We start from the raw sequence: 21,575 nt of genomic DNA, 5'->3' as shown, positions 1-21,575 counted from the left end.
CTTCCTGTCCTTACGCGCTCAGTCCGCCGAAAAGCGTCGGAATGTCGAGCGGACGGAAACCGTAATGTTCGATCCAGCGCACATCAGCGTCGAAGAAAGCGCGCAGATCAGGCATGCCATATTTCAGCATGGCGATGCGGTCGATGCCCATGCCCCATGCAAAGCCCTGATAGACGTCTGGGTCGTAGCCGGAAGCGCGCAGCACATTCGGATGCACCATGCCGCAGCCCAGAATTTCGAGCCAGTCATTGCCTTCGCCGAACTTCACATGCGGACCGGAACGGTCGCACTGAATATCAACCTCGACCGATGGCTCGGTGAACGGGAAGAAGCTCGGACGCATGCGCATCTTGACCGAAGGAACTTCAAAGAAGGATTTGCAGAACTCTTCCAGCACCCACTTCATGTTGGCGACATTGGCCGACTTATCGACAACCAGACCTTCGACCTGATGGAACATCGGCGAATGGGTGGCGTCGGAATCCATGCGATAGGTCTTGCCCGGAATGACGATGCGGATCGGCTCGTCGCGGCCTTCCTTGTCACGGATGGCCGCGAACTTCTCCATCGTGTGCACCTGCACCGGCGAGGTATGCGTGCGCAGCAACTTGCGCTCGCCCTTCTCGTCTGCATTGAAGAAGAAGGTGTCGTGCATTTCGCGCGCCGGATGGCCTTCGGGGAAGTTCAGAGCCGTGAAATTGTAATAATCGGTTTCGATATCCGGACCTTCGGCAATCGAGAAACCCATATCGGCGAAGATTGCGGTGATCTCATCGATGACCTGTGAAATCGGATGAATGCGGCCGCGCGATGCAGCGCTTTCACGCACCGGCAGCGTCACATCGACCTTTTCGCGCTCAAGGCGAGCGGCAATCGCTTGCTTGCGCAGTTCCGTCTTGCGCTCGGTCAGCGCTTCGGTAACCCGGTTCTTCAAGCCGTTGATCGCCGGTCCCTGCGCCTGGCGCTCTTCCGGCGTCATGCTGCCCAGTGTCTTCAGCTTTTCCGAAACTGAGCCCTTCTTGCCAAGAGCGGCGACACGCACGGCTTCAATGGCAGGCTCGTCAGCCGCCGCCGCGATGTCTTCGAGAATCTGCCGTTCAAGTTGTTCTAGATCACTCATTGTTTAAATCCCTGTCGTGCCTGCGGCACTCCACGCCTCTTGTTTTGAGTTACCTGTTGCGCCTGCAGCGCTCCACATATTTCGCTTTGCAGCCCAAAGAAGCGTTGTCGTTACTCTCTTTGGCCTGATTGGTGAGACGCATCAAGATTGGCGTCAAAAAATTCCATCGCCTGCAAAAGCCGTCTGCCATCGCCGCCGAGAAAAATGCGGCGGAACAGCCTCAGCGGCGCGATGGTAAATCGGAAGAAGCCGACAATTTTCTTCAATTCCGGAATCACGTCAGCGGGCGCGACCGCACGATAGGCTGCGAATGTCTGCTGCGGTGTCCCGGCAAGACGCGCCTGCGCCGTGATCTGGAAGAACAGGAGCCACACGTCGCGCGCCTGTGCAGCAGCAAGCGGCATGACCGTTTCCGGTTCCTCCTCGAAATCCAGAAAACCGGCAACGCCGTTTTTCTCGAAGAAATCGCGCGGGTGCGGACGCCCATGGCAGAGCCCGGCAGCATGGGCTTCACCCAACGCGCGGGCGCAATGCACGAGAAGTGCATCATGGCCCTGCGGATCATTGCGACGCAAATGGTCAAGCTGGTCCTGGATAATCGGCGCGACATCGCTCAGAACCATCACCGCCCCTTGGTGGTAGACGATCCTGGGAACCTGAAAGCCTGCCTGCAGAAAAGCGCTCATCTTGCGCTCTTCGCGGTCGGCCATGTCTGCTTCTCCAACATCCTTCGGGCTGCGCAGGAACGGATAGGGAAGAAGCGGCGAGATGAGGCTGTGCAGACGCTTCGGAAATGGGCGCCTTTCTGCATCGTAGCGCTTGATCCAGACACGATGACCACCGATGACGGCGCTGGAAATGCGCTTGCCCCGGCTCTGGACAAGCAGAACCAGCAGGCTGCGGAGATCATCCGCATCCAGATCCAGTCTCAACTTGCCCGGTTCATCCTTCATGCCCGCTTTGAATCCTTAAAACGAGAAAACCCGCGCCAGCCGAGCCAGCGCGGGTCCCCAAATTATCAATACTGCTTGGGAAAGGCGGCTGGCTTAGCGGACAGCGCCTTCAAAAGCGTTCGGCGTCTCGGTGTTCTTGAGGTACTCGAGAGCCTTCTTTGCCGATGCAACCAGCGCACCGAATGCATCCGGTTCGTGGATTGCGATGTCGGACAGAACCTTGCGGTCGATCTCGATGCCAGCCTTGGCAAGACCGTCGATGAAACGGCCATAGGTCAGGCCCTGCTCGCGGACAGCAGCGTTGATGCGCTGGATCCAGAGAGCGCGGAACGAGCGCTTGCGGTTCTTGCGGTCGCGGTAAGCATACTGCTTCGAACGGTCAACTGCAGCCTTGGCGGTGCGGATGGTGTTCTTGCGACGGCCACGGAAACCAGCAGCCTGATCCAGAACCTTCTTGTGCTTTGCGTGGGCGGTAACGCCGCGTTTTACGCGTGCCATGTTATGATCTCCTTCTCAGACTAATCTTAGAGGCCGTTCGGCAGGAACTGCTTCACGATCTTTGCATCGGCATCGGCGAGAACCATGGTGCCGCGTGCATCGCGAATGAACTTGTTCGAACGCTTGATCATGCCATGACGCTTACCAGCAGCTGCGGCCTTGATTTTGCCGGTGCCGGTGATCTTGAACCGCTTCTTGGCGGCCGATTTGGTCTTCATCTTGGGCATTTTGCTACTCCTTCTTTGCGATCCCCCTCGTGCCTCCGGCACTCGACGCCTCTTGCGTGGCGTCCGGTCATGCCTGATGCGGATGGGAACCTAGTTTTACTTCCGGACTGACCAAGCCCGAAAAGCATACGAAACCGCCACGGCATGCCCTGCCGGGCGGTTCGAACGCGGCCTTATAGGCTCAAAGACCGCAAAACGCAATGCCCGAATTGGACTGAATCGCAACCGGAACGTCAATAAAGCCGCAGAAGTACCGGCAGGACGTGAATGTCCTGCAGATATTCCACGAACTCGAAAAACGGATAGGCCACGAAGAACACCAGGCCGTCCTGAAAAGTGCGATAAATCCGGTCAGGCCGGACGATCAGTTCCTTGTCGTCGCGAAACAGCGAAAACTTCGGAAAGAAACGCGGAACGCTCGCACAATAGGCTTCATAAGGCTTGCCGAAATTCTGCTTGAGAAATTTCTCTTCCGTCCGGATGACAACCGAGAAAGCGAGATAGCAAAGCACGCCGAAGGCGATCGCAATGATGATGCTGCCGGTCTGCGCGCCGATACCCATCGCGCCGATGCTGCTGAAGACGTAAAGTGGATTGCGCGTGACCGAATACGGTCCGCTCTGCACGATTTCCGCGCTCTTGCGTCCGCCGATATAGAGCGTGCACCACATGCGTCCGATGATGGCCGCGACGATCAGACTGAGACCGAACGCCTCGATATATTCATGAAAATGGCCGGTCGATTGCGAGCTGACAAAAAGCAGCGCCACGACCAGAAGCACCACGACGGCGCCGATCGCAAGACGCCGACGCTGCTGATATTTACCCAATTCGCCCAAAGTCTTCATTGCGATTCCATGATCCAATTTGCCTGGCCAAAAGAAAAGCCGCCCGAAGGCGGCTTTTCCAAGGCATTTCGAAATGCTCAGCGCGGAGCGAGAACCATCATCATCTGACGGCCTTCAAGCTTCGGCTCGGACTCAACCTTGGCGATTTCGACAGTGTCTTCCTTGACGCGCTGCAAAAGCTTCATGCCAAGTTCCTGGTGCGCCATTTCACGTCCACGGAAACGCAAGGTAACCTTGACCTTGTCGCCTTCCTCAAAGAAACGCAGAGCAGCCTTCATCTTCACCTCATAGTCATGGGTGTCGATGTTCGGTCGCATCTTGATTTCCTTGATTTCAACCGTTTTCTGCTTCTTGCGCGCTTCGGCGGCCTTTTTCTGATTCTGATACTTCAGCTTGCCGAGGTCGACGATCTTGCAAACCGGAGGCTCTGCGTTCGGCACGATCTCGACGAGATCGAGACCTGCTTCTTCAGCCATGGCGATAGCTTCCTGAATGGAAACATCACCGTGGTTCTGGCCTTCGGCATCGATAAGCTGAACCCGGGGAACCCGGATATCACGGTTGGAGCGCGGTCCGTCTTTCTGAACCGGCGTCGCTCTGAAGGGTCGGCGAATGGTCGTTATCTCCTGAATTGTTAAGTCTCATGCGGTCGGATACTCGCTGCCAGACGGCATATCCCCAATCAAACCGCAGTTGATCGCGGAAATGTCGTCAAGCGGGCGGCGAAGTCAATAGCATCTTTGACAGGAAAAATCACCCCCGCGTGATAAACGTTCTTTTTGTTGTCATTTCGCGGCGGACAAGCGGCATATCGGTCACATTTGCCGTCATTTCAAGGGCCTCGCCCCACATGCGGGTTTTCTCTCTTTTGCGAACATGCAAAAACACTCCCGGAAAATGAGGAGATTTGTCATGAGCGTTGCGGGGCCGGAATTCATCGACGTGGACGGAGCGAAAATCGCCCTGCGTTACAGAGCCGGAAGCAAATCTCCCGGTGTGGTCTGGCTCGGCGGCTATCGGTCCGACATGCTGGGCACCAAGGCGGTCGTCCTCGATGAATGGGCGGCTGAGACCGGGCACAGCGCACTCAGGCTCGATTATTCCGGCCACGGCGAATCCGGCGGCGACTTCAATCAAGGCACCATCTCGCGCTGGCTGAACGAAAGCCTCGCCGTCTATCGCAAATATGCCAAAGGTCCGCAGATTCTGGTCGGCTCCTCAATGGGTGGCTGGATCGCGCTGCGCATGGCGCAGGAGCTCAAGAAGGAAGGGAACCCGCCTGCCGGGATCGTCCTGATCGCACCTGCTCCGGATTTTACGGCTGTGCTTGTGGAGCCAACACTTTCCGACGCGCAGAAAAACGACCTTCAGGAAAAGGGTTATTTCGAAGAACCCTCCGAATATTCGCCCAATCCTTATGTCTATACCCGTGCGCTGATCGAGGACGGACGGAAGAACCTGGTTCTCAAGGGTATCATCGAGACCGGCTGTCCAGTTCATATCCTGCAAGGCATGCAGGACCCCGATGTTCCCTACAAGCATGCGCTGACGCTGGTGGAACACCTGCCCGTCGATGACGTGACCCTGACACTGGTGCGCGACGGGGATCATCGCCTGTCGCGACCGCAGGATCTCGATCTTCTGATCCGCACCGTATCCGGTCTGGCGGAACGCATCGGCGAAAAATCATAACGGAGCGAAATCATGCGGTTTTCGGTTTTCGCTTCCTCGGCGGTTGCGGCCATTGTCGGTTTCGGCGGCACGCTGGCACTCATCATTGCCGCAGCGCAGGTGCTGGGCGCCACACAGGCCGAAACTGCAAGCTGGGTGACGGCGATTTGCCTTGCGATTGCCGCTTCATCCGCCTGGCTCAGCATTCGCTACAAGATGCCGATCATCGCGGCCTGGTCTACACCGGGGCTGGCGCTGATCGGCGCCAGTGCCGGTTTCACCATGCCGGAAGCGGTTGGCGCATTCATCGTGACGGCGCTCGCACTGGTCGCCACCGGACTGATCCGCCGATTGTCGGTGCTTGTTTCCCGCATTCCAGCCTCCGTCGCATCAGGTATGCTTGCAGGTGTGCTGCTGAGTTTCGTCATTGCCGCCGCCAAAACAGTGCCTGGCGATCCGGTTTTCGTCCTGCCGCTGGTAGCGCTGTTCTTTATTATCCGCCTGTTCAACCCGTCGCTCGCCGTCATTGCCGTTCTGGTGATCGGGATGATCTTCGCGCTCGCCACTGGGCGCTCACCCGCACTGCCCGCGCCTGAAATCTCCACGCTCACCCTCATCTGGCCAGAGTTCCACATGGGTGCGATGATCGGCATCGCGATCCCGCTTTATCTGGTGACCATGGCCTCGCAGAACCTGCCGGGTTTCGCCGTGCTGCGTGCTTCAGGCTATGAGCCGCCAACCAGCGCCTGCCTGCGCGTAACCGGCCTGTTTTCACTGCTGACGGCTCCTTTCGGCGCATCGACCACCAATCTGGCCGCGATTTCGGCGGCGCTCTGCACCAATCCCGATGCACATCCCGATCACACCAAACGCTGGCTTACCGGTCCGGTCTATGCGGCGATCTATGTGGTGTTCGCCCTCTTCGGGGCGTCACTGGTCGCAATCTTTGCCGTATTACCGGTAACGCTCATCGCCCTTGTTGCCGGGCTTGCCCTGACAGGCCCGTTCATCAACGCCATGTCATTGGCGCTGAAGGATGAACATGAGCGTCTTGCGGCGACCATAACCTTTGCCGTGACGGCCTCCGGTATGGCATTTTTCGGCGTCGGCTCCGCCTTCTGGGCACTGATCGCCGGGCTTGCCGTCACTTTTCTCGAACATTTTCGCAAAAAAATTTCGAATTAATCACATTGGTTAGCAGAAGCGTGGCCTGAATCCGCAAGTTGCATTCTTGAAAAGCCGCAATCTTTTCACCACGTCGAAGTCAAGCCGCCAGAACAAAATGCCCGCACAGGGCGGGCTGGCAGGCCTTGGTTTTGCGCATGTTGCCGGACGATGTCGAACGGTTGAATGGCATGCGCTTTTCGACGGAGCAGACCATGACCAATACTGCATTGATCCGCCCGGCATGGACGCCAGCCACGATTGCGCTGATGGTGCTCGGCTTTATCCTGTTCTGGCCGCTTGGCCTTGCCATGCTGGCCTATATCCTCTGGGGCGACCGCCTCGAAGGATTCAAGCGTGGCGTGAACGAGAAGACCGATTCCATGTTCGGATCGTTCCGCAACTGCCGCAAGGGCGAAAGCTTCAACTTCGGTAGCACCACCGGCAACGAGGCTTTTGACGACTGGCGCCGCGCCGAGCTGGAACGACTGGCCGAAGAACGCCGCAAGCTTGAAGAAGCACGCGCCGAATTCGAGGCCTATGCTGCAGAACTTCGCCGCGCTCGCGACAAGGAAGAATTCGACCGCTTCATGGCTGAACGCCGTGCGGCCTCGAAGAAGACGCCTGCCCCGCGCGCGAAAGGCGGCAAGGACGACATCACCGATCTTTGATAAGGTATAACACCCTGAAATCTCTCGAAACGGCGCGGTTTGGCTGCGCCGTTTCGGTCAAAACAGCAATTTTTTCTGGCTTTTTAAGCGAATCGCTTATTCTTAAGCGATGGGCTTATCCTTTCTTCGGCAAATCAGCGGTAAAGGGGCATCCGCTGGAACGACAACCGTTCGCAGCGAACGTATCCATGCGGTCGCCGGACGCGAACTTCCCTTACGTGTTTTCGAGAATCCGCGTGCCAAACGACTGACCCTGCGTATCGAAGCAGGCGGCAGGGGACTGCGCATTACGGTTCCGCCCGGCCTTCCCGAGCGCGAGGTGCTGAGCTTCCTCAACCGCCATGAAGGCTGGATCGAAAGCCGCATTGCAAAACTGCCCGACCAGCCAGGCGTGCGCGCCGGTATCAAAATCCCCTTGCGTGGCGTGCCACACAAGATCGTGCATCAGCCCGGGCGCGGCACCACACAGCTTCTCGAAGGCAATATTCTGCTCGTCCATGGCGACCCGGCACATCTGCCACGCCGCGTTGCCGATCACATCAAGCGCGAAGTGAAGCGCGAGATCGAGGCGCTTGTCGTCCGTCACACCGCGGCTGTCGGCCGCAAGGCCAAGGCAGTGCGCTTCAAGGATACGAAGAGCCGCTGGGGGTCGTGTACCTCGGACGGCATCCTTTCTTTCTCCTGGCGCATCGGCATGGCCCCTGCCCCGGTGATCAATTATCTCGTTGCCCATGAGGTGGCCCATCTCATCGAGATGAACCATGGGCCGAAATTCTGGAAACTCTGCCATGAGCTTTGCCCCGATACGGAGCGCTGCAAGGCTTGGCTGAAGCGCAATGGCAGCGCATTACAGGCTATCGACTTCACATGACCGCATCCATACTGACCGCCGCCAAGGTGCTGTGGGATTATCACTGCATCTATGATCCGCTGGAAACTGCCGATGTCATTATCGGGCTTGGCAGCTACGATCCACGCGTTGCCGAGAGGGCAGCCGATCTCTTTCTGGCCGGCACGGCGACGTGGCTGGTATTCACCGGCAAAAGTGGTCACTGGACGGACAGGCTCTACAAGGCAAGTGAAGCAGAAGCTTTTGCTGAAATCGCAATCAGGCGCGGCGTGCCCGAAGAAGCGATCACCATCGAACCCAATGCCACCAATATTGGCGAAAATATAAGGTTCAGTCGCGAACGGCTTGCACCCGGTGCTATCAGCGCCATCCTTGTGACCAAGCCGCAGACCCAGCGCCGCGTTCTGGCGACCGTGGCCCGGCAATGGCCGGAAGCACGCGCAAGCATCACCGCGCCGCTCGTATCCTTCGAGGACCAGCCAACGGCAGATCATCCGGTCGAAATGCTTATCAGCGAGATGACCGGCGATCTTCAACGCATTCTGGAATATCCCGCCAGGGGCTATCAGATCGCGCAGGCTGTTCCCCTTGAGGTCATGGAGGCGTATGATTTTCTGATCGCACAGGGTTTTGACGGCCATCCGGTCTCCGAATAGGTCGACAATGGACAGAATAACTTGAGTAGACCCCGGATTTATGCGACGGAAAACCATGGTTCTCGATATCAAGATATGCGGGCTTAAAACCCCTGATGCCGTTGCCGCCGCTCTCGACGGCGGTGCGACGCATATCGGTTTCATCTTCTTTCCAAAAAGCCCGCGCCATATAACCCCGCAGGCAGCGGCAGGCCTGCGCGATGCGGTCAAGGGACGTGCGCTTGTCGTTGCCGTTACAGTCGATGCGGACGATGAAACGCTGGATGATATCGTGAAAACCGTGAAGCCCGATATTCTGCAGCTTCACGGCCATGAGACGCCGGAACGCGTGGCCTTCATCAAGGCGCATTATGGCCTGCCGGTCATGAAGGCTTTCTCGGTGCGCGAAGCCAGCGACCTTGCCGCGATTGCAGCCTATAAAGGCATAGCCGACCGTTTCCTGTTCGATGCCAAACCGCCAAGGGGCTCTGAGCTGCCCGGCGGCAATGGCGTGTCATTCGACTGGGAACTTCTGGCGGCGCTTGACGCGGATATCGATTACATGCTTTCCGGTGGATTGAATGCGGACAATATCGCCGAGGCGCTGCACAAGACCCAGGCGCCGGGCATCGATATATCGTCCGGCGTCGAGCGCGCGCCCGGCGAAAAGGATGTGCGTCTCATCGAGAATTTTTTCCGGGCTGTCGCCGATGCGCGCCGTTGCCCTGTAGACAGCCTGAACTGACGGAGCGGAAGCGTTGAACAAGCCGGTTGCACCCAATTCCTATAAGACAGGCCCCGATGAAGAGGGCATGTTCGGTATTTTCGGCGGACGCTTCGTCGCCGAAACGCTGATGCCGCTGATCCTTGAATTGCAGGAAGCCTATGAAACGGCGAAGAACGACCCTGAGTTCAAGGCGGAGCTGAACGCGCTTTCCACCTATTATGCAGGTCGTCCTTCCAAGCTCTATTATGCCGAAGGCCTGACCAAGCATTTGGGCGGCGCGAAAATCTACTTCAAGCGCGAAGACCTCAATCACACAGGCAGTCACAAGATCAACAATTGCCTTGGTCAGATTCTGCTTGCCAAGCGCATGGGCAAGACCCGCATTATCGCTGAGACCGGCGCCGGACAGCATGGCGTGGCTTCTGCCACCGTTGCCGCGCGTTTCGGCCTGCCCTGCGTGGTCTATATGGGCGCAACCGACGTCGAACGTCAGAAGCCGAATGTGTTCCGCATGAAGCTGCTTGGTGCCGAAGTGATCCCGGTTTCTGCAGGCAACGGCACGCTCAAGGATGCGATGAACGAAGCCCTGCGTGACTGGGTGACGAATGTCGAAGACACCTATTACCTGATCGGCACCGCTGCCGGTCCGCATCCCTATCCGGAACTGGTGCGCGACTTCCAGTCGGTGATTGGCAACGAAGCGCGCCAACAGATTCTGGAACAGGAAGGACGCCTGCCGGATGTGATCGTGGCAGCGGTCGGCGGCGGTTCCAATGCCATCGGTCTGTTCCATCCGTTCCTTGACGACGCCTCGGTGAAGATCGTCGGTGTCGAAGCGGGCGGACGCGGTCTCGACGGTGAAGAACATTGCGCTTCGATGAGCGCAGGTCGTCCCGGCGTTCTGCATGGCAACCGCACCTATCTCCTCCAGAACGATGACGGTCAGATTCTCGAAGGTCATTCCGTTTCTGCCGGCCTCGACTATCCGGGCGTCGGGCCGGAACATTCATGGCTGAAAGACAGCGGGCGCGTCGACTATGTGCCGATCCTCGACGATGAGGCGCTGGATGCATTTCAGCTTTGCACCCGCACCGAAGGCATCATCCCTGCCCTCGAATCCGCCCACGCCATCGCGCAGGCCGTGAAAATGGCACCGACCATGGGCAAGGATCAGGTCATGATCGTCAATCTGTCCGGTCGTGGCGACAAGGATGTCCACACGGTCGGCAAGCTTCTCGGCATGGACATCTGACATGGGTAATGACGTCGCCGAAATCTCCGCCTACAAGCCGCGTGCCGCATGGTTCGACGGCCTGACGACGTGCGGTCCGGCGACGATCAAGCTCAACATCATCGAAGCCGATCCGGCCAATCCTGTCGCGGAGGCTGCTGTCGGCCTCGCCCGCAGACAGATCGAAACTGCCGCTGAAAAGCTCACCGCATTGCCGCATCTGGGCGTCGGTTTCGCCGTTCTTCATCAGGGCGAGGAGGGCCTCTGGCTGCTGCTGCACTGGTGGCTGGAGGGCGGCATCGCTACGGAAATCCTCTGGCAGTCGGAACTCGGCGACGAGGTGGACTTCATGCCCGCACAGCCGCTGCTGATGGCCTGCGTGTGGGAACTCGGAATTATAGACTTTGAACGGCGTGCATGGATGGAAACGGCAATGGCGGGCAAGCCCGTTGCCGACTATCTGGCACGCACTTTGCCACGGGGCACGGTATGACTACTCGCATCGACACCAAATTCGCTGAACTGAAGGCCGAGGGCCGTCCGGCACTCGTTACCTATTTCATGGGTGGCGATCCCGATCTGGAAACCTCGCTCAAGGTGATGAAGGCCTTGCCAAAGGCTGGTGCCGACGTGATCGAACTCGGTATGCCCTTCTCCGATCCGATGGCAGACGGACCCGCCATTCAGGCCGCTGGCCTGCGCGCCCTCAACGCCGGTCAGACGCTTGCCAAGACGTTGCACATGGCAGCAGAATTCCGCAAGGAAGACGACACGACCCCGATCGTCATGATGGGCTATTATAACCCGATCTATATTTACGGCGTGGAACGCTTTCTGGCCGATGCCAAGGCTTCCGGCGTGGACGGGCTGATCATCGTCGATCTTCCCTCCGAAATGGATGCCGAACTCTGCATTCCGGCCATGAAGGCGGGTATCAATTTTATCCGCCTCACCACGCCGACCACGGACGACAAGCGCTTGCCGAAGGTGCTGCATAATTCATCGGGCTTCGTCTATTACGTCTCGATGAACGGCATCACCGGTTCGGCCATTGCCGATACGGCAAAGGTCGGTGAAGCTGTGCGTCACATCAAGAAGAGCACCGATCTGCCGATCTGTGTCGGTTTCGGCGTCAAGACGCCGGGGCAGGCAGCAGCCATCGCCACCCATGCCGATGGCGTCGTCGTCGGCACGGCGATTGTCAACGCGATTGCCGGTGAACTGGACGAAAACGGCAAGGCGAAGGGCGATCCTGTCGCCGCTGCAACCAGACTTGTCCACGCCCTTGCGGAGAGTGTGCGTGCCACACGCCTTGAAGCCGCCCAATAAATCGTCCATTTAGTGCACATCTTAAAAGTGCTAAGCGGCTGAAGCTCTTTGCCGAAGAACAAGAAACGGAAGCAAACGTCATGAACTGGATCACCAACTACGTCCGTCCGAAGATCAATTCGATGCTCGGCCGTCGTGAAATGCCGGAAAACCTCTGGATCAAGGATCCGTCGACCGGTGAAATGGTGTTTCACAAGGACCTTGAGAGCAACCAGTTTGTGATCCCGTCCTCGGGTCATCACATGCGCATCAAGGCGAAGGATCGTCTGCGTTTCTTCTTCGACAATGGCGAATACACCACGCTTGACGCTCCGAAAGTGCCGATCGATCCGCTGAAATTCCGCGACGAGAAGAAATATATCGATCGTCTCAAGGATTATCGCACCCGCACAGGCATGGATGACGCTATCGTCAACGGCCTCGGCACCATTGACGGCCTGCCGATTGTCGCCACCGTTCAGGATTTCGGCTTCATGGGCGGTTCGCTCGGCATGGGAGCCGGCGAAGCGATCATTCAGGGCTTTGAAAAGGCCATTGAGCTGAAGCGTCCGCTGGTTCTGTTCGCGGCCTCGGGCGGTGCACGCATGCAGGAGGGCATCCTGTCGCTCATGCAGCTCCCGCGCACCACGGTTGCTGTGGAAATGTTGAAAGAAGCTGGCCTGCCCTATATCGTCGTTCTGACCAATCCGACTACGGGCGGCGTGACGGCTTCCTACGCCATGCTGGGCGATATCCACATTGCCGAACCCGGCGCACTGATCGGCTTTGCCGGACCACGCGTCATCGAACAGACGATCCGTGAAAAGCTGCCGGAAGGCTTCCAGAGCGCCGACTATCTCATGGAACACGGTATGGTCGACATGGTCGTCTCGCGTCTTGAACTGAAGGACACGATTGCGCGCCTTCTCAAGATCATGACCAGGCAGCCGGGCAATAGCGACGTGCCGGAACACGAAAAGACGGAAGCAACCGACAAGGCAGCCTGATCGTGACAGAAAAAGCCGCCGCCGCAATCGAGCGGCTTATGCAGTTGCATCCAAAAGGCTTCGATCTTTCATTAGACCGCATCCGCGGTCTTCTGGAAAAGCTCGGCAATCCGCATCTGAAATTGCCGCCGGTCATCCATATTGCCGGAACCAACGGCAAGGGATCGGCGACGGCTTTCTGCCGCGCGCTTCTGGAAGCGGGCGGCTTCGACGTTCACGTCCATACTTCGCCGCACCTCGTCCACTGGCATGAGCGCTACCGTCTGGCGGCGCCCGGCGGCGGCAGGCTGGTCAGCGACGATGTTCTGGCCGACGCCATAGAGCGCGTTGCGGCAGCCAATGGCGGCCAGCACATCACCGTTTTCGAAATCCTGACGGCTGTGGCTTTCGTACTCTTTTCCGAGCATCCGGCGGATGTCGTCGTTATGGAAGTCGGCCTTGGTGGACGTTTCGACGCCACCAATGTCATTGCCGAGCCTGCCGTCTCGCTCATCATGCCGGTTTCCATCGACCATCAGGCCTATCTTGGCGACCGCGTGGAGCTGATTGCCGCCGAGAAAGCCGGTATCATCAAGAAGGATTGTCCGGTCGTTGTCGGTTTCCAGCCTTTCGATGCAGCGCGGGAAGTTCTCGTCTCGACTGCCGATCGTCTTGGCTGTCCGGTTTCGGTCTACGGGCAGGATTTCCTCGCCTTCGAGGAACATGGTCGCATGGTGTTCCAGAACGAGGACGGTCTGATCGACCTGCCATTGCCGCGCTTGCCCGGACGCCATCAGATTTCCAATGCCGCAGCGGCAATCGAGGCGGTGCAGATGGCTGGTTTCAGCCTGACCGACAAAGCCGTCGAAAAGGCTTTGATGGTGGTGGACTGGCCAGCACGTATGCAGCGGCTGACCCATGGTGCGCTCGTGGATTTGGCCCCGGCGGCCTCCGAAATCTGGCTTGATGGCGGTCATAACCCGGGCGCCGGCGCAGTCATCGCGGAGGCACTCGGCGATCTTGAAGAGCGTAACGAGCGCCCGCTGTTCCTCATCACCGGCATGATCAACACCAAGGACCCGGTCGGCTATTTCGAAGCCTTTGCCGGTATGGCACGGCATGTTTTCACCGTGCCTGTTCCGTCCAGCGATGCGGGTATCCCGAATGATGAGCTGGCGGTCGCGGCCCAGAAAGCCAACCTGTCGGCAGAGCCTGTGCATTCGGTTGCCAACGCGTTGAAACTTCTGCGTGGCACGTGGCCCCCGGATGAAGCGCCACCGCGTATCCTGATTGGCGGTTCGCTTTACCTTGCGGGTGAAGTTTTGAGAGAGAACGGCACACCACCCGCCTAACGGCAAATTCTAGAACGGTTCCAGTAAAACAGAGTCGCTGGAACCGCTCCAAGTATTTATTTCGTCGCATTATCCTGCGCAAAAACCGCTTCACACTTTTGCTGGAAATGCTCCAAACAAAAACCCGGCTCGAAGGCCGGGTTTTGCATTTTTATGATGCTGTTATTATGCAGCTGAAGCCTTGATCCAGTCGGCAAGGCGGCTCTTCGGAGCAGCGCCGACCATATTGGCGGCGAGTTCACCGTCCTTGAACATCAGAAGCGTCGGGATCGAACGCACGCCGAACTGGGCAGCCAGTTCCGGGTTTTCGTCGATATTAACCTTGGCGATCTTGACCTGACCGGCCATTTCGGTCGCGATTTCGTCCAGAGCCGGCGCGATCATCTTGCAGGGACCGCACCATTCCGCCCAGAAATCCACCACGACAGGCTCGCTCGACTGAAGAACGTCCGACTGAAAATTGCTGTTATCGACCTTAACGGTTGCCATAGGGCTATCCTCTTTTCTCACCAAGAACGGCAGACATCTTTTCAGACTCACAACACGATCCGCTCTTCATTCGCTATATCATGTGGCGCGTCTGCTGCCATCCGTCAAGTTCTGGTTCGTCACCTTTCCTTGAGAGTCTTTCAGAGACTGCAGCGCTTCGTCCAGAACCACATCCGGCAGCGGCATCAAAAACGGACCTTCGGTGAACAGAAGCGCCGTTTCGACAATCCGCCCCGGATAGAGCGGGGCCAGCAACTCGCGATAAAGCGCAAGCTGCGCCCGATAGGCGAAAGGAACCGCCTCGATGGTTTTCGGTGGCGGTCGATTGGTCTTGTAGTCGACGATCAGGACACAATCCTCGCCAACACTGATGCGGTCGATCTGACCGGACACGGCATGATCGCGCCCGCCAAGCTCAATCGTGCCCATGATGGCAACTTCCCCGCGCGAGCCTTCCGCAAAGACCGGTGCATAGGTGGCATCGTCCAGAATGGTCCTGACGCTTTGCCAGGCAATCTGGCGCTCCGTTTCCGGCCAGTCGGCAGCAATCCGCCCAAGATAGTCGCGTGCCAGCGTTTCACGCCCATCCTGTGGGACATCCGGCAGATATTGCAGCAGCATATGGATCGCCGTGCCGCGTCGCAACGCAAAGGCTGGCGTCCCATTGCCCGGTCCCAGAACGGGCGAAAACGTATCGAGCGGCGGTTCTTCATCCGCTTCGATCAGCGCAGAAGCGCCGGACGGCGCCAGCGGTCGCGGCAGTCCGATTTCCGGCTTTATCGGCTCTCTATATTCATCTGGAAATGATGGCAGTGCATGATCTTCGGTTCTATCCTGCTCGGCAATCTCGACCATGCCGCGCGGTGTGTTGCGATAACGTCTTGCGGCAACATTCAGCACGGGGTGCACGAATGTCTCGGCCTTGGTGGCCAACGCATCCTCGACAAGGCGATGCCATGTTTCGCCGCTTTCACGCGTGCCGCGATAGCCGCAGATGATGAGCCGGTCTTCGGCACGCGTCATGCCGACATAGAGCAGGCGGCGATATTCTTCCTCCGCCCGCGTTTTCAGCTCCTCGATCTGAGCGGTCGTGAAGCCGGTCTGGTATCCGGCATTCGGTTGCCAGAGATAGCCTTTCACCGACGGACTATCATTCGAAAAGTCAAAAGGAATGAGCTTTGGCGCACGACTGCCAGTCCAGACCGCGCTTCCCGGATCAACAAGAAACACCACCGCCCCTTCCAGCCCCTTGGCGGCATGGACAGTCATGATGCGCACTTCATTGCGCCCCTGATCGAGTTCACGCTTGATTTCCGGCGATGCCGCTTCCAGCGTTTCAAGGAAGGCTTGCAGGCCGGGCAGACCGGCACGCTCGGCGGAAAGCGCATAATTCTGGAATTCGTCGATGATATCGCCCGCCTCCGGCCCCAACCTCGCCAGTAGTTTTCGCCGCGCACCGTCCGCACTCAATATCCGTGCATAGAATTCGAACACCGGCATCGTGTCGGCCATATTGCGCCAGCGGCTCAAGGTCTTGTGCACCTCGGCCAGTGCAGCATCGCCGCGCGAGACCTGATAAAGCCGCTCGAACAGCGTGAGGCTTGAACCGCGCGGATAGGCAAGCTCGAACAGCCGGTCGTCATCCCAGCCGAATAACGGGCTTTTCAATACCGATGCCAGCGAAAGATCGTCCGAAGGCTGAAGCACGAAACGACCGAGTGCCATCAGGTCTTGAATGGCGATATGGCTGGTGAGCCGCAAGCGGTCTGCACCTGCTACAGGAACGGACAGGTTTTTCAGCGCCCGCGACAAAGCAGGCATGAACTGGTCGCGCTTTCGCACCAGAACCATGATGTCACGCGGCATGATCCGCCGGTTCTGGCCCGGAATAGGTTCGCCGCGATCCAGCCAGTGGCGAATAGTGGCTGCGATCTGATCCGCCAGCCGGACAGCAGGTGCTGCCAGATGATCGACCGGCTCGCGCCAGTCGTCCGGCTCTTCCACCACTTCCGGCGTCAGCATATCCCAGATTTCCACCTCGCCCGGCGCATCGGAGCGAATGGCTTCATGTACCGTTGCGCCTGCAAGGCCTCGATTGGCCTCGGCTCTCGCAAAAACCTCGTCTACAGCCTGCAGGACGTCGGGCGCGGATCGGAACGAGAAATTGAGGCTGACGCGCTCGAATTTCAGCTCCGCATCTCCGGCGCGAAGACTGACGGACCGCCCCTGCGCCGCGAAATCCTCCGGCACCGCGCCCTGGAACGAATAGATCGACTGTTTTTCATCGCCGACAGCAAAAAGCGTGCGGCTGATATTGCGTTGGCCGACGCCGGAGAAAAACTCTTCCGACAGCATGCGGATCACCTGCCACTGGTCGGGGCTGGTGTCTTGCGCCTCGTCGACCAGAATATGGTCGATGCCGCGATCGAGCTTGTACTGAACCCACTGCCCTGCCCCGTTGCGGGCGAGCAGCGCCACGGTCCGGGTAATGAGATCCTCGAAATCGAGCAGGCCGCGCTGACGCTTCAGGTCGTGATAGCGTTGCAGCAGATTGTCGATCAGCGTCAGCGCGGCCAGATTGAGCCGCACCAGACGCAATTCCTTCAGCCGGTCGAGACCCTGTTCGACACGCGCGGCTGCCGCGTCAAAATCCTCTTCGAAATCCGGCAGAAGTTTCTTGACCGCCGCCGAGCCAACATAGGAACCGGATTTCGGCTCGCCCGTACTTTTCAGGAAAGCTGCGCGCAACACGGCCTCGCGGTCACGCTGGCTCGTCACCTTTTCGAAACGCCGAAGCTGCAGCGCAAAATCCTGCGCGCGCGACGCGCCTTTCTGGATCGACATGATGAGGTCGAGCGCATCGTCGGAAAACTCCGGTATCGGCCAGAGATCTGCGACGAGGTCATCTTCGCTGGTTCGCGGGTCGAAGCGGAAAGCCCGGTGCAGAGCTTCGCTGCGATGCGCCGTTACGCCCAGTTCGGCGATATAGGTCTGCAGGCCATTGCGCCTGTTTACGGCCTCATCCAGAAGCGATTGAAGCCCCATCTCGCCCGATGCCTGCAGAACATCAGCAAAGGCCGCTGCGAGATCAATATCGCCGCCGCCATGCGCGGTTTCGAGCAGTTGGCGCCGTGCTTCGCCGACAAGGGCTGCCTGCATCAAATCATCCATCATCTCGAAATGACCGGCAATGTTCGCCTCAAGCGGGAACTGGTGCAGGATCGCTTCGCAGAAAGCATGGATGGTCTGGATTTTAAGTCCGCCCGGTGTTTCGAGCGCACGCGCGAACAGCCGTCGCGCTGCTGCAAGACGAGCATCGTTCGGTCTGCGGCCTTCCAGCGACTTCAGACGTTCGACGAGTTCTTCGTCAGGCAGGACAGCCCATTCTGAAAGCCGCATGAACACGCGGTTCTGCATCACCGCCGCAGCCGCCTTGGTGTAGGTAAGGCAGAGAATCTTGGAAGGATCAGTACCCTCCAGCAGCAGGCGGATAACACGTTCGGTCAGAACATGGGTCTTGCCGGAACCCGCATTGGCGGACACCCAGACAGAAGCCGCCGGATTTGCCGCGTTGCTCTGTGCCCGTAGCGTTTCTTCGGGGATAATGGGTGCCTTTTTCATTCACCGCCCTCCCCGCCAGCATCGCCCCCGGCAGACCATTCCAGTACTCGCGCCAGATGATCGTAATCGCCTGTCAGGTCCGTCTCGCGAAACGGCAATGCGCGTGACAGGTAGCCTTTTTCCGGTTTTTGATATTCGACGAGCAATTGCGCCAGTCGCTGCCAGGATTCCTCGCCGAGAGCCGGTGCAGTTTTTTCCGATGGCGGTCGTCCGATCTTGAGGATCGATTCCGGCTTCACCTCGCCGCCCGCCTTGAGACGCACATAGGTCAGATCGGATGCACGGACCGAACCAAGTTCCCGAAACGCGCCGCGCACCAGAAGTGCGGCTTCCAGCGCCAGCTGCGGCGACAGCAGCACATGCGCCTGTTTGGGCGATGGTGTCGATCCGGTCTTGTAATCGATGATTTCCGCTGTCCCGTCACGCATCAGATCGATGCGGTCAGCACGACCGGAAAGCGTAATGCCAAGCCCTTCGACTTCACGTTTATCGGATGAAATCTCCGCAAAGCGGGTCTGGACATTGTAGGCGCGCTCGCGTTCCCAAGCCAGAAACTGCGGAATGAGCGCGGTGAAGCGTGGCCACCAAACGGCCTCTATTTCCGTCGGCAGATCCATATCGGCAAAGAGGATGCGCCCCAACTCCATCAACCGCTCTGCAGCGTCGGGCGCCAGCGGATCGATTGCCTCCTGCGTAAAATGGCCCAGAATATCGTGGAACAAAGTGCCGCGTTCGGCGGCAGCCGGGTCGCGGATCAAGGGTTCCAGCGGCCGCAGCTTCAATATCTTCTTGGCGAAGATCGCATAGGGATCGCGGCGCAACGTTTCGATTTCCGTTACCGAAAAATGCTTCGGGCGCGCTAGGACCGGCGGCGCAGGCTGCGGTCTCTTCACGAAAGGCACATCTTCGTCACGATCGATTTCGCGCGACCACTGGATGAATCGAGCCCCGCGCTTGCGCATTTCGGCGGTCACATCCGCACCCAGCACTGTTTCAAGTCGTTGAAGCCAGCGCGATGGCACGGTCGGGGCATTGTCGGAACGCTGCGAGCGCGTCAGCACGACATGGTCCATGCCGAGCGCCATCTGGAAATCGTGGGCGGCAAGGCCGGTGCGGCGTTCGGGCGGATCGAGCGCGATCATCGACTTCATGGGGCGTGACATGAATGGGTCGTTGCGGGTGCGTGCGGGCCAGCTCCCCTCGTTGAGGCCACCGATAACCACCGTGTCCATGGTTTGCAGGCGCGCTTCCAGCGCACCCCAGATGAAGAGGCGCGGATGACCGCCCGGATGCGGCTTCACCGTCTCACCCGCCATCAGGGCATCCAGTACGGCTGGCCATTCCGACGCTTCAAAATCGAGCCCGGCTTCGTTCGAAACCAGACCACGCAAAAAGATGGCAAGCTGCTCGCCACGTTCACCGGAATAGAAAGGCGCGATGCTGGCCTTTTCATTCCGAGCAAGATTTTCCAGCGCCTCCACCGTGGCCCGCGCGATTTCACCGATCTCGGTCCTGCGTCCAGCGATAACGAAAGGCGCCAATGGTGCCACCGCGTTCGATAGGCTTTCGCAAAGATTTCGGGCAGCGGCGATCATGTCCGGTGTGACCGTGTCGTGCCATGCCGGTTGCCATGGCTGGCCGGCACTTTCCTCCAGCCGCCGGTCGAAAAATGCAGGAAGATCGAGCACGGATGCGCGGCCCGTGCCACCGCGAAAGGCGATGAGTTCCAGGGTTTCGGCAGCAAGGCGTCGCTCGATGCGGGGAGCTTCCAGCCGTAGCAGCGGATGCTTGACCAGCGCCAGCAACGCAACCGGGTCGCCCGGGTTGAAGACGGTCTCGACCAGCAGCCGTAGCAATGTCGTGGTCTCGACATCACGCAGATGCCGCCCGCCGGAATCATCGGCGTCGATGCCGAAACGGGCAAGTTCACCCACCACGCGCCGCGCCAGATTGCGGTCTGCCGTAACAAGCGCGGCTGTTCTGCCTTCATCATTGATCGCGTCGCGCAGGACGAGAGCCACAGTAAGCGCTTCTTCCCGCTCATTCGCGGTTTCAATCAGATCGATCGTCTGCGCTGCTTCCTGCAAGGCTTTCGGCTGCATATCGGGATCGCGTGCAAGCTGTCCCCACGCATCGGTCGTTTCCGCCGGACGAAGCGCTTCACTGACCACCCGTTCGCGCAGGCGTTTCGAGGCAGGCATATCGTCCAGATGTTCCACATCCGCACGCAATGTCTGCATTGCATCGAGAAGCTTGCGCAAACCGAATTGCGGATGACCGAAGGTCGACGGATTATCGGTTGCCGATGCCAGCATCTGCCAGGCTGCATCATCCAGATCGCGATCCAGCCCGGGCAGCACCACCGCGCCATTCGGCAAGTCCGCAATGGCGGAAATCAGTTCCGCCGTCGCCGGTATGGAACCGGTGGAACCAGCAACGATAACCGGCCCGGCAGGCGGATGGGCGCGCAGCCGCTTCACTTCGCTCCAGATGAGATCGTTGCGATGCGCAGCGGGATTCGAAAGCCTGCGTTCCGCCAGAATATCCGGCCAGAGATTGGTGACGATGTTGAGAAAGCCGAGCGTGACCTGCCACCAGTCGGCAAGGTCTTCCGGAGCAATTCCAGCAAGCTCGCTCCATTTAGCCCCATCAGTTTCGACCTGATCCATCAGCCCTGCCAGATCGCGGGCGAGCCAGATCGCATCGGCAGTCGTTGCCGGAACGGAAACGTCGTCAACACCGAAAAGGGCGCGCACATGCGAAGGCAGCGATTCCCGCCAAGGACGGATCAATCGCGCCAGAAGCAGAAGCCGCTCCGCTGTACCGATCGGTGGATTGATATCGAAGACGCCCGACGAGCCTGCATTGAAGAAAGCTGCATCTTCATCCACATCGCCGAGCGGCTTTATTGTCGGCAAAATAGCGCTCTTTTTTTGCGACGCATTTCCGGACGCAATACCGGTTCCCGCTTTTTCTGGAAATTCTTTAGCCGGATTCATATCGACCAAAATGGACCGCAATGCGCGCGCTGCGCGACGCGTGGGCACATAGATGGTGGCATTGGCCAATGCCAGCGGATCGGATGGATTACCGGGGAAACCTTCGACCAGCCGCCCTTCCAGAAGCGCCTTGGCAAAGGCGGGCAAAAAGGGCGTGCCGGGAGGAACTGAAAACAGGCGCTGTTTCCCATCTCTGGGTTGTCGTGCGCTCATGCGTTCTACCTC

Annotated in this window: 20 protein-coding genes; 11 read left to right on the top strand and 9 right to left on the bottom strand. The window is 58.7% G+C overall.

The annotated features are described in order from the left end of the window. Positions 1-10: 10 nt before the first annotated feature. From pheS to infC, 6 genes are all read right to left on the bottom strand, one after another. Positions 11-1,120: a phenylalanine--tRNA ligase subunit alpha gene (gene pheS / locus LJ361_RS22560; RefSeq protein WP_010657703.1), complete on the bottom strand. Its 1,110-nt coding sequence runs from the start codon at positions 1,118-1,120 to the stop codon at positions 11-13. Between the two features lie 110 nt (positions 1,121-1,230). After that, on the bottom strand, positions 1,231-2,073 hold the full coding sequence (locus LJ361_RS22555; RefSeq protein WP_010657702.1) for a hypothetical protein: 843 nt from the start codon (positions 2,071-2,073) through the stop codon (positions 1,231-1,233). A 93-nt stretch (positions 2,074-2,166) separates the two neighbouring features. After that, on the bottom strand, positions 2,167-2,571 hold the full coding sequence (rplT, locus tag LJ361_RS22550; protein ID WP_006468099.1) for a 50S ribosomal protein L20: 405 nt from the start codon (positions 2,569-2,571) through the stop codon (positions 2,167-2,169). Positions 2,572-2,597: 26 nt separating this feature from the next. After that, positions 2,598-2,798, bottom strand: a complete 201-nt coding sequence (rpmI, locus tag LJ361_RS22545) for a 50S ribosomal protein L35 (protein WP_006473268.1) — start codon at positions 2,796-2,798, stop codon at positions 2,598-2,600. A 233-nt stretch (positions 2,799-3,031) separates the two neighbouring features. Then, positions 3,032-3,646 (bottom strand): methyltransferase family protein, encoded by a 615-nt coding sequence (locus tag LJ361_RS22540; protein ID WP_010657701.1) that lies wholly within the window; start codon positions 3,644-3,646, stop codon positions 3,032-3,034. 77 nt (positions 3,647-3,723) lie between these two features. Continuing rightward, positions 3,724-4,260, bottom strand: coding sequence for a translation initiation factor IF-3 (infC, locus tag LJ361_RS22535; RefSeq protein ID WP_012091035.1), 537 nt, complete (start codon positions 4,258-4,260; stop codon positions 3,724-3,726). Positions 4,261-4,558: 298 nt separating this feature from the next. On the opposite strand from infC, the gene LJ361_RS22530 reads away from it, so the two are divergent. The 11 genes from LJ361_RS22530 (at position 4,559) to LJ361_RS22480 (ending at position 14,241) form a co-directional block, all read left to right on the top strand. Then, entirely contained in the window at positions 4,559-5,338 is a 780-nt protein-coding gene (locus LJ361_RS22530) for an alpha/beta hydrolase (protein WP_010657698.1), read from the top strand. A gap of 12 nt (positions 5,339-5,350) precedes the next feature. After that, positions 5,351-6,502 (top strand): benzoate/H(+) symporter BenE family transporter, encoded by a 1,152-nt coding sequence (locus LJ361_RS22525; RefSeq protein ID WP_010657697.1) that lies wholly within the window; start codon positions 5,351-5,353, stop codon positions 6,500-6,502. A gap of 194 nt (positions 6,503-6,696) precedes the next feature. Beyond that, positions 6,697-7,152, top strand: coding sequence for a DUF2852 domain-containing protein (locus LJ361_RS22520; protein WP_010657696.1), 456 nt, complete (start codon positions 6,697-6,699; stop codon positions 7,150-7,152). 109 nt (positions 7,153-7,261) lie between these two features. After that, a complete protein-coding gene (locus LJ361_RS22515) occupies positions 7,262-8,023 on the top strand; it encodes a M48 family metallopeptidase (protein WP_010657695.1) in 762 nt (253 codons plus the stop codon). Further along, positions 8,020-8,658 (top strand): YdcF family protein, encoded by a 639-nt coding sequence (locus tag LJ361_RS22510; protein WP_264812313.1) that lies wholly within the window; start codon positions 8,020-8,022, stop codon positions 8,656-8,658. The genes LJ361_RS22515 and LJ361_RS22510 overlap by 4 nt, the downstream gene beginning before the upstream one ends. A gap of 55 nt (positions 8,659-8,713) precedes the next feature. Beyond that, complete coding sequence (locus LJ361_RS22505; RefSeq protein ID WP_010657693.1) at positions 8,714-9,382, top strand: phosphoribosylanthranilate isomerase; 669 nt, start codon at positions 8,714-8,716, stop codon at positions 9,380-9,382. Positions 9,383-9,395: 13 nt separating this feature from the next. Continuing rightward, complete coding sequence (gene trpB / locus LJ361_RS22500; RefSeq protein ID WP_010657692.1) at positions 9,396-10,616, top strand: tryptophan synthase subunit beta; 1,221 nt, start codon at positions 9,396-9,398, stop codon at positions 10,614-10,616. Between the two features lies 1 nt (position 10,617). Further along, positions 10,618-11,088 (top strand): hypothetical protein, encoded by a 471-nt coding sequence (locus tag LJ361_RS22495; protein WP_010657691.1) that lies wholly within the window; start codon positions 10,618-10,620, stop codon positions 11,086-11,088. Then, the gene (gene trpA / locus LJ361_RS22490) at positions 11,085-11,924 is read left to right on the top strand and encodes a tryptophan synthase subunit alpha (RefSeq protein ID WP_010657690.1); all 840 of its coding nucleotides are present in this window, start codon (positions 11,085-11,087) and stop codon (positions 11,922-11,924) included. The genes LJ361_RS22495 and trpA overlap by 4 nt, the downstream gene beginning before the upstream one ends. Before the next feature lie 80 nt (positions 11,925-12,004). Next, on the top strand, positions 12,005-12,910 hold the full coding sequence (gene accD, locus LJ361_RS22485) for an acetyl-CoA carboxylase, carboxyltransferase subunit beta (protein ID WP_010657689.1): 906 nt from the start codon (positions 12,005-12,007) through the stop codon (positions 12,908-12,910). A gap of 38 nt (positions 12,911-12,948) precedes the next feature. Next, positions 12,949-14,241, top strand: coding sequence for a bifunctional folylpolyglutamate synthase/dihydrofolate synthase (locus LJ361_RS22480; protein ID WP_029375814.1), 1,293 nt, complete (start codon positions 12,949-12,951; stop codon positions 14,239-14,241). A gap of 165 nt (positions 14,242-14,406) precedes the next feature. On the opposite strand, the gene trxA is transcribed toward LJ361_RS22480, so the two are convergent. The 3 genes from trxA to addB form a co-directional block, all read right to left on the bottom strand. Continuing rightward, a complete protein-coding gene (trxA, locus tag LJ361_RS22475) occupies positions 14,407-14,730 on the bottom strand; it encodes a thioredoxin (protein ID WP_006473274.1) in 324 nt (107 codons plus the stop codon). A 78-nt stretch (positions 14,731-14,808) separates the two neighbouring features. Next, positions 14,809-18,351: a double-strand break repair helicase AddA gene (gene addA / locus LJ361_RS22470; protein ID WP_264812312.1), complete on the bottom strand. Its 3,543-nt coding sequence runs from the start codon at positions 18,349-18,351 to the stop codon at positions 14,809-14,811. Then, positions 18,348-21,563, bottom strand: coding sequence for a double-strand break repair protein AddB (gene addB / locus LJ361_RS22465; RefSeq protein WP_010657686.1), 3,216 nt, complete (start codon positions 21,561-21,563; stop codon positions 18,348-18,350). The genes addA and addB overlap by 4 nt, the downstream gene beginning before the upstream one ends. Positions 21,564-21,575 lie beyond the last annotated feature (12 nt).

It is taken from the genome of Brucella sp. JSBI001, assembly GCF_026014005.1.
Classification (GTDB): Bacteria; Pseudomonadota; Alphaproteobacteria; order Rhizobiales; family Rhizobiaceae; genus Brucella; species Brucella anthropi.
This window is presented reverse-complemented; position numbering and strand designations above follow the sequence as displayed.

Bases quoted from the DNA above. Each gene is read 5' to 3' on its own strand.
- LJ361_RS22525 (WP_010657697.1), top strand. From the start codon at position 5,351: ATGCGGTTTTCGGTTTTCGCTTCCTCGGCGGTTGCGGCCATTGTCGGT.
- trpA (WP_010657690.1), top strand. From the start codon at position 11,085: ATGACTACTCGCATCGACACCAAATTCGCTGAACTGAAGGCCGAGGGC.
- LJ361_RS22520 (WP_010657696.1), top strand. From the start codon at position 6,697: ATGACCAATACTGCATTGATCCGCCCGGCATGGACGCCAGCCACGATT.
- LJ361_RS22495 (WP_010657691.1), top strand. From the start codon at position 10,618: ATGGGTAATGACGTCGCCGAAATCTCCGCCTACAAGCCGCGTGCCGCA.
- rplT (WP_006468099.1), bottom strand. From the start codon at position 2,571: ATGGCACGCGTAAAACGCGGCGTTACCGCCCACGCAAAGCACAAGAAG.
- LJ361_RS22480 (WP_029375814.1), top strand. From the start codon at position 12,949: ATGCAGTTGCATCCAAAAGGCTTCGATCTTTCATTAGACCGCATCCGC.
- pheS (WP_010657703.1), bottom strand. From the start codon at position 1,120: ATGAGTGATCTAGAACAACTTGAACGGCAGATTCTCGAAGACATCGCG.
- LJ361_RS22515 (WP_010657695.1), top strand. From the start codon at position 7,262: ATGGGCTTATCCTTTCTTCGGCAAATCAGCGGTAAAGGGGCATCCGCT.
- LJ361_RS22505 (WP_010657693.1), top strand. From the start codon at position 8,714: ATGGTTCTCGATATCAAGATATGCGGGCTTAAAACCCCTGATGCCGTT.
- LJ361_RS22555 (WP_010657702.1), bottom strand. From the start codon at position 2,073: ATGAAGGATGAACCGGGCAAGTTGAGACTGGATCTGGATGCGGATGAT.
- addA (WP_264812312.1), bottom strand. From the start codon at position 18,351: ATGAAAAAGGCACCCATTATCCCCGAAGAAACGCTACGGGCACAGAGC.
- accD (WP_010657689.1), top strand. From the start codon at position 12,005: ATGAACTGGATCACCAACTACGTCCGTCCGAAGATCAATTCGATGCTC.
- trxA (WP_006473274.1), bottom strand. From the start codon at position 14,730: ATGGCAACCGTTAAGGTCGATAACAGCAATTTTCAGTCGGACGTTCTT.
- addB (WP_010657686.1), bottom strand. From the start codon at position 21,563: ATGAGCGCACGACAACCCAGAGATGGGAAACAGCGCCTGTTTTCAGTT.
- LJ361_RS22540 (WP_010657701.1), bottom strand. From the start codon at position 3,646: ATGAAGACTTTGGGCGAATTGGGTAAATATCAGCAGCGTCGGCGTCTT.
- LJ361_RS22510 (WP_264812313.1), top strand. From the start codon at position 8,020: ATGACCGCATCCATACTGACCGCCGCCAAGGTGCTGTGGGATTATCAC.
- rpmI (WP_006473268.1), bottom strand. From the start codon at position 2,798: ATGCCCAAGATGAAGACCAAATCGGCCGCCAAGAAGCGGTTCAAGATC.
- LJ361_RS22530 (WP_010657698.1), top strand. From the start codon at position 4,559: ATGAGCGTTGCGGGGCCGGAATTCATCGACGTGGACGGAGCGAAAATC.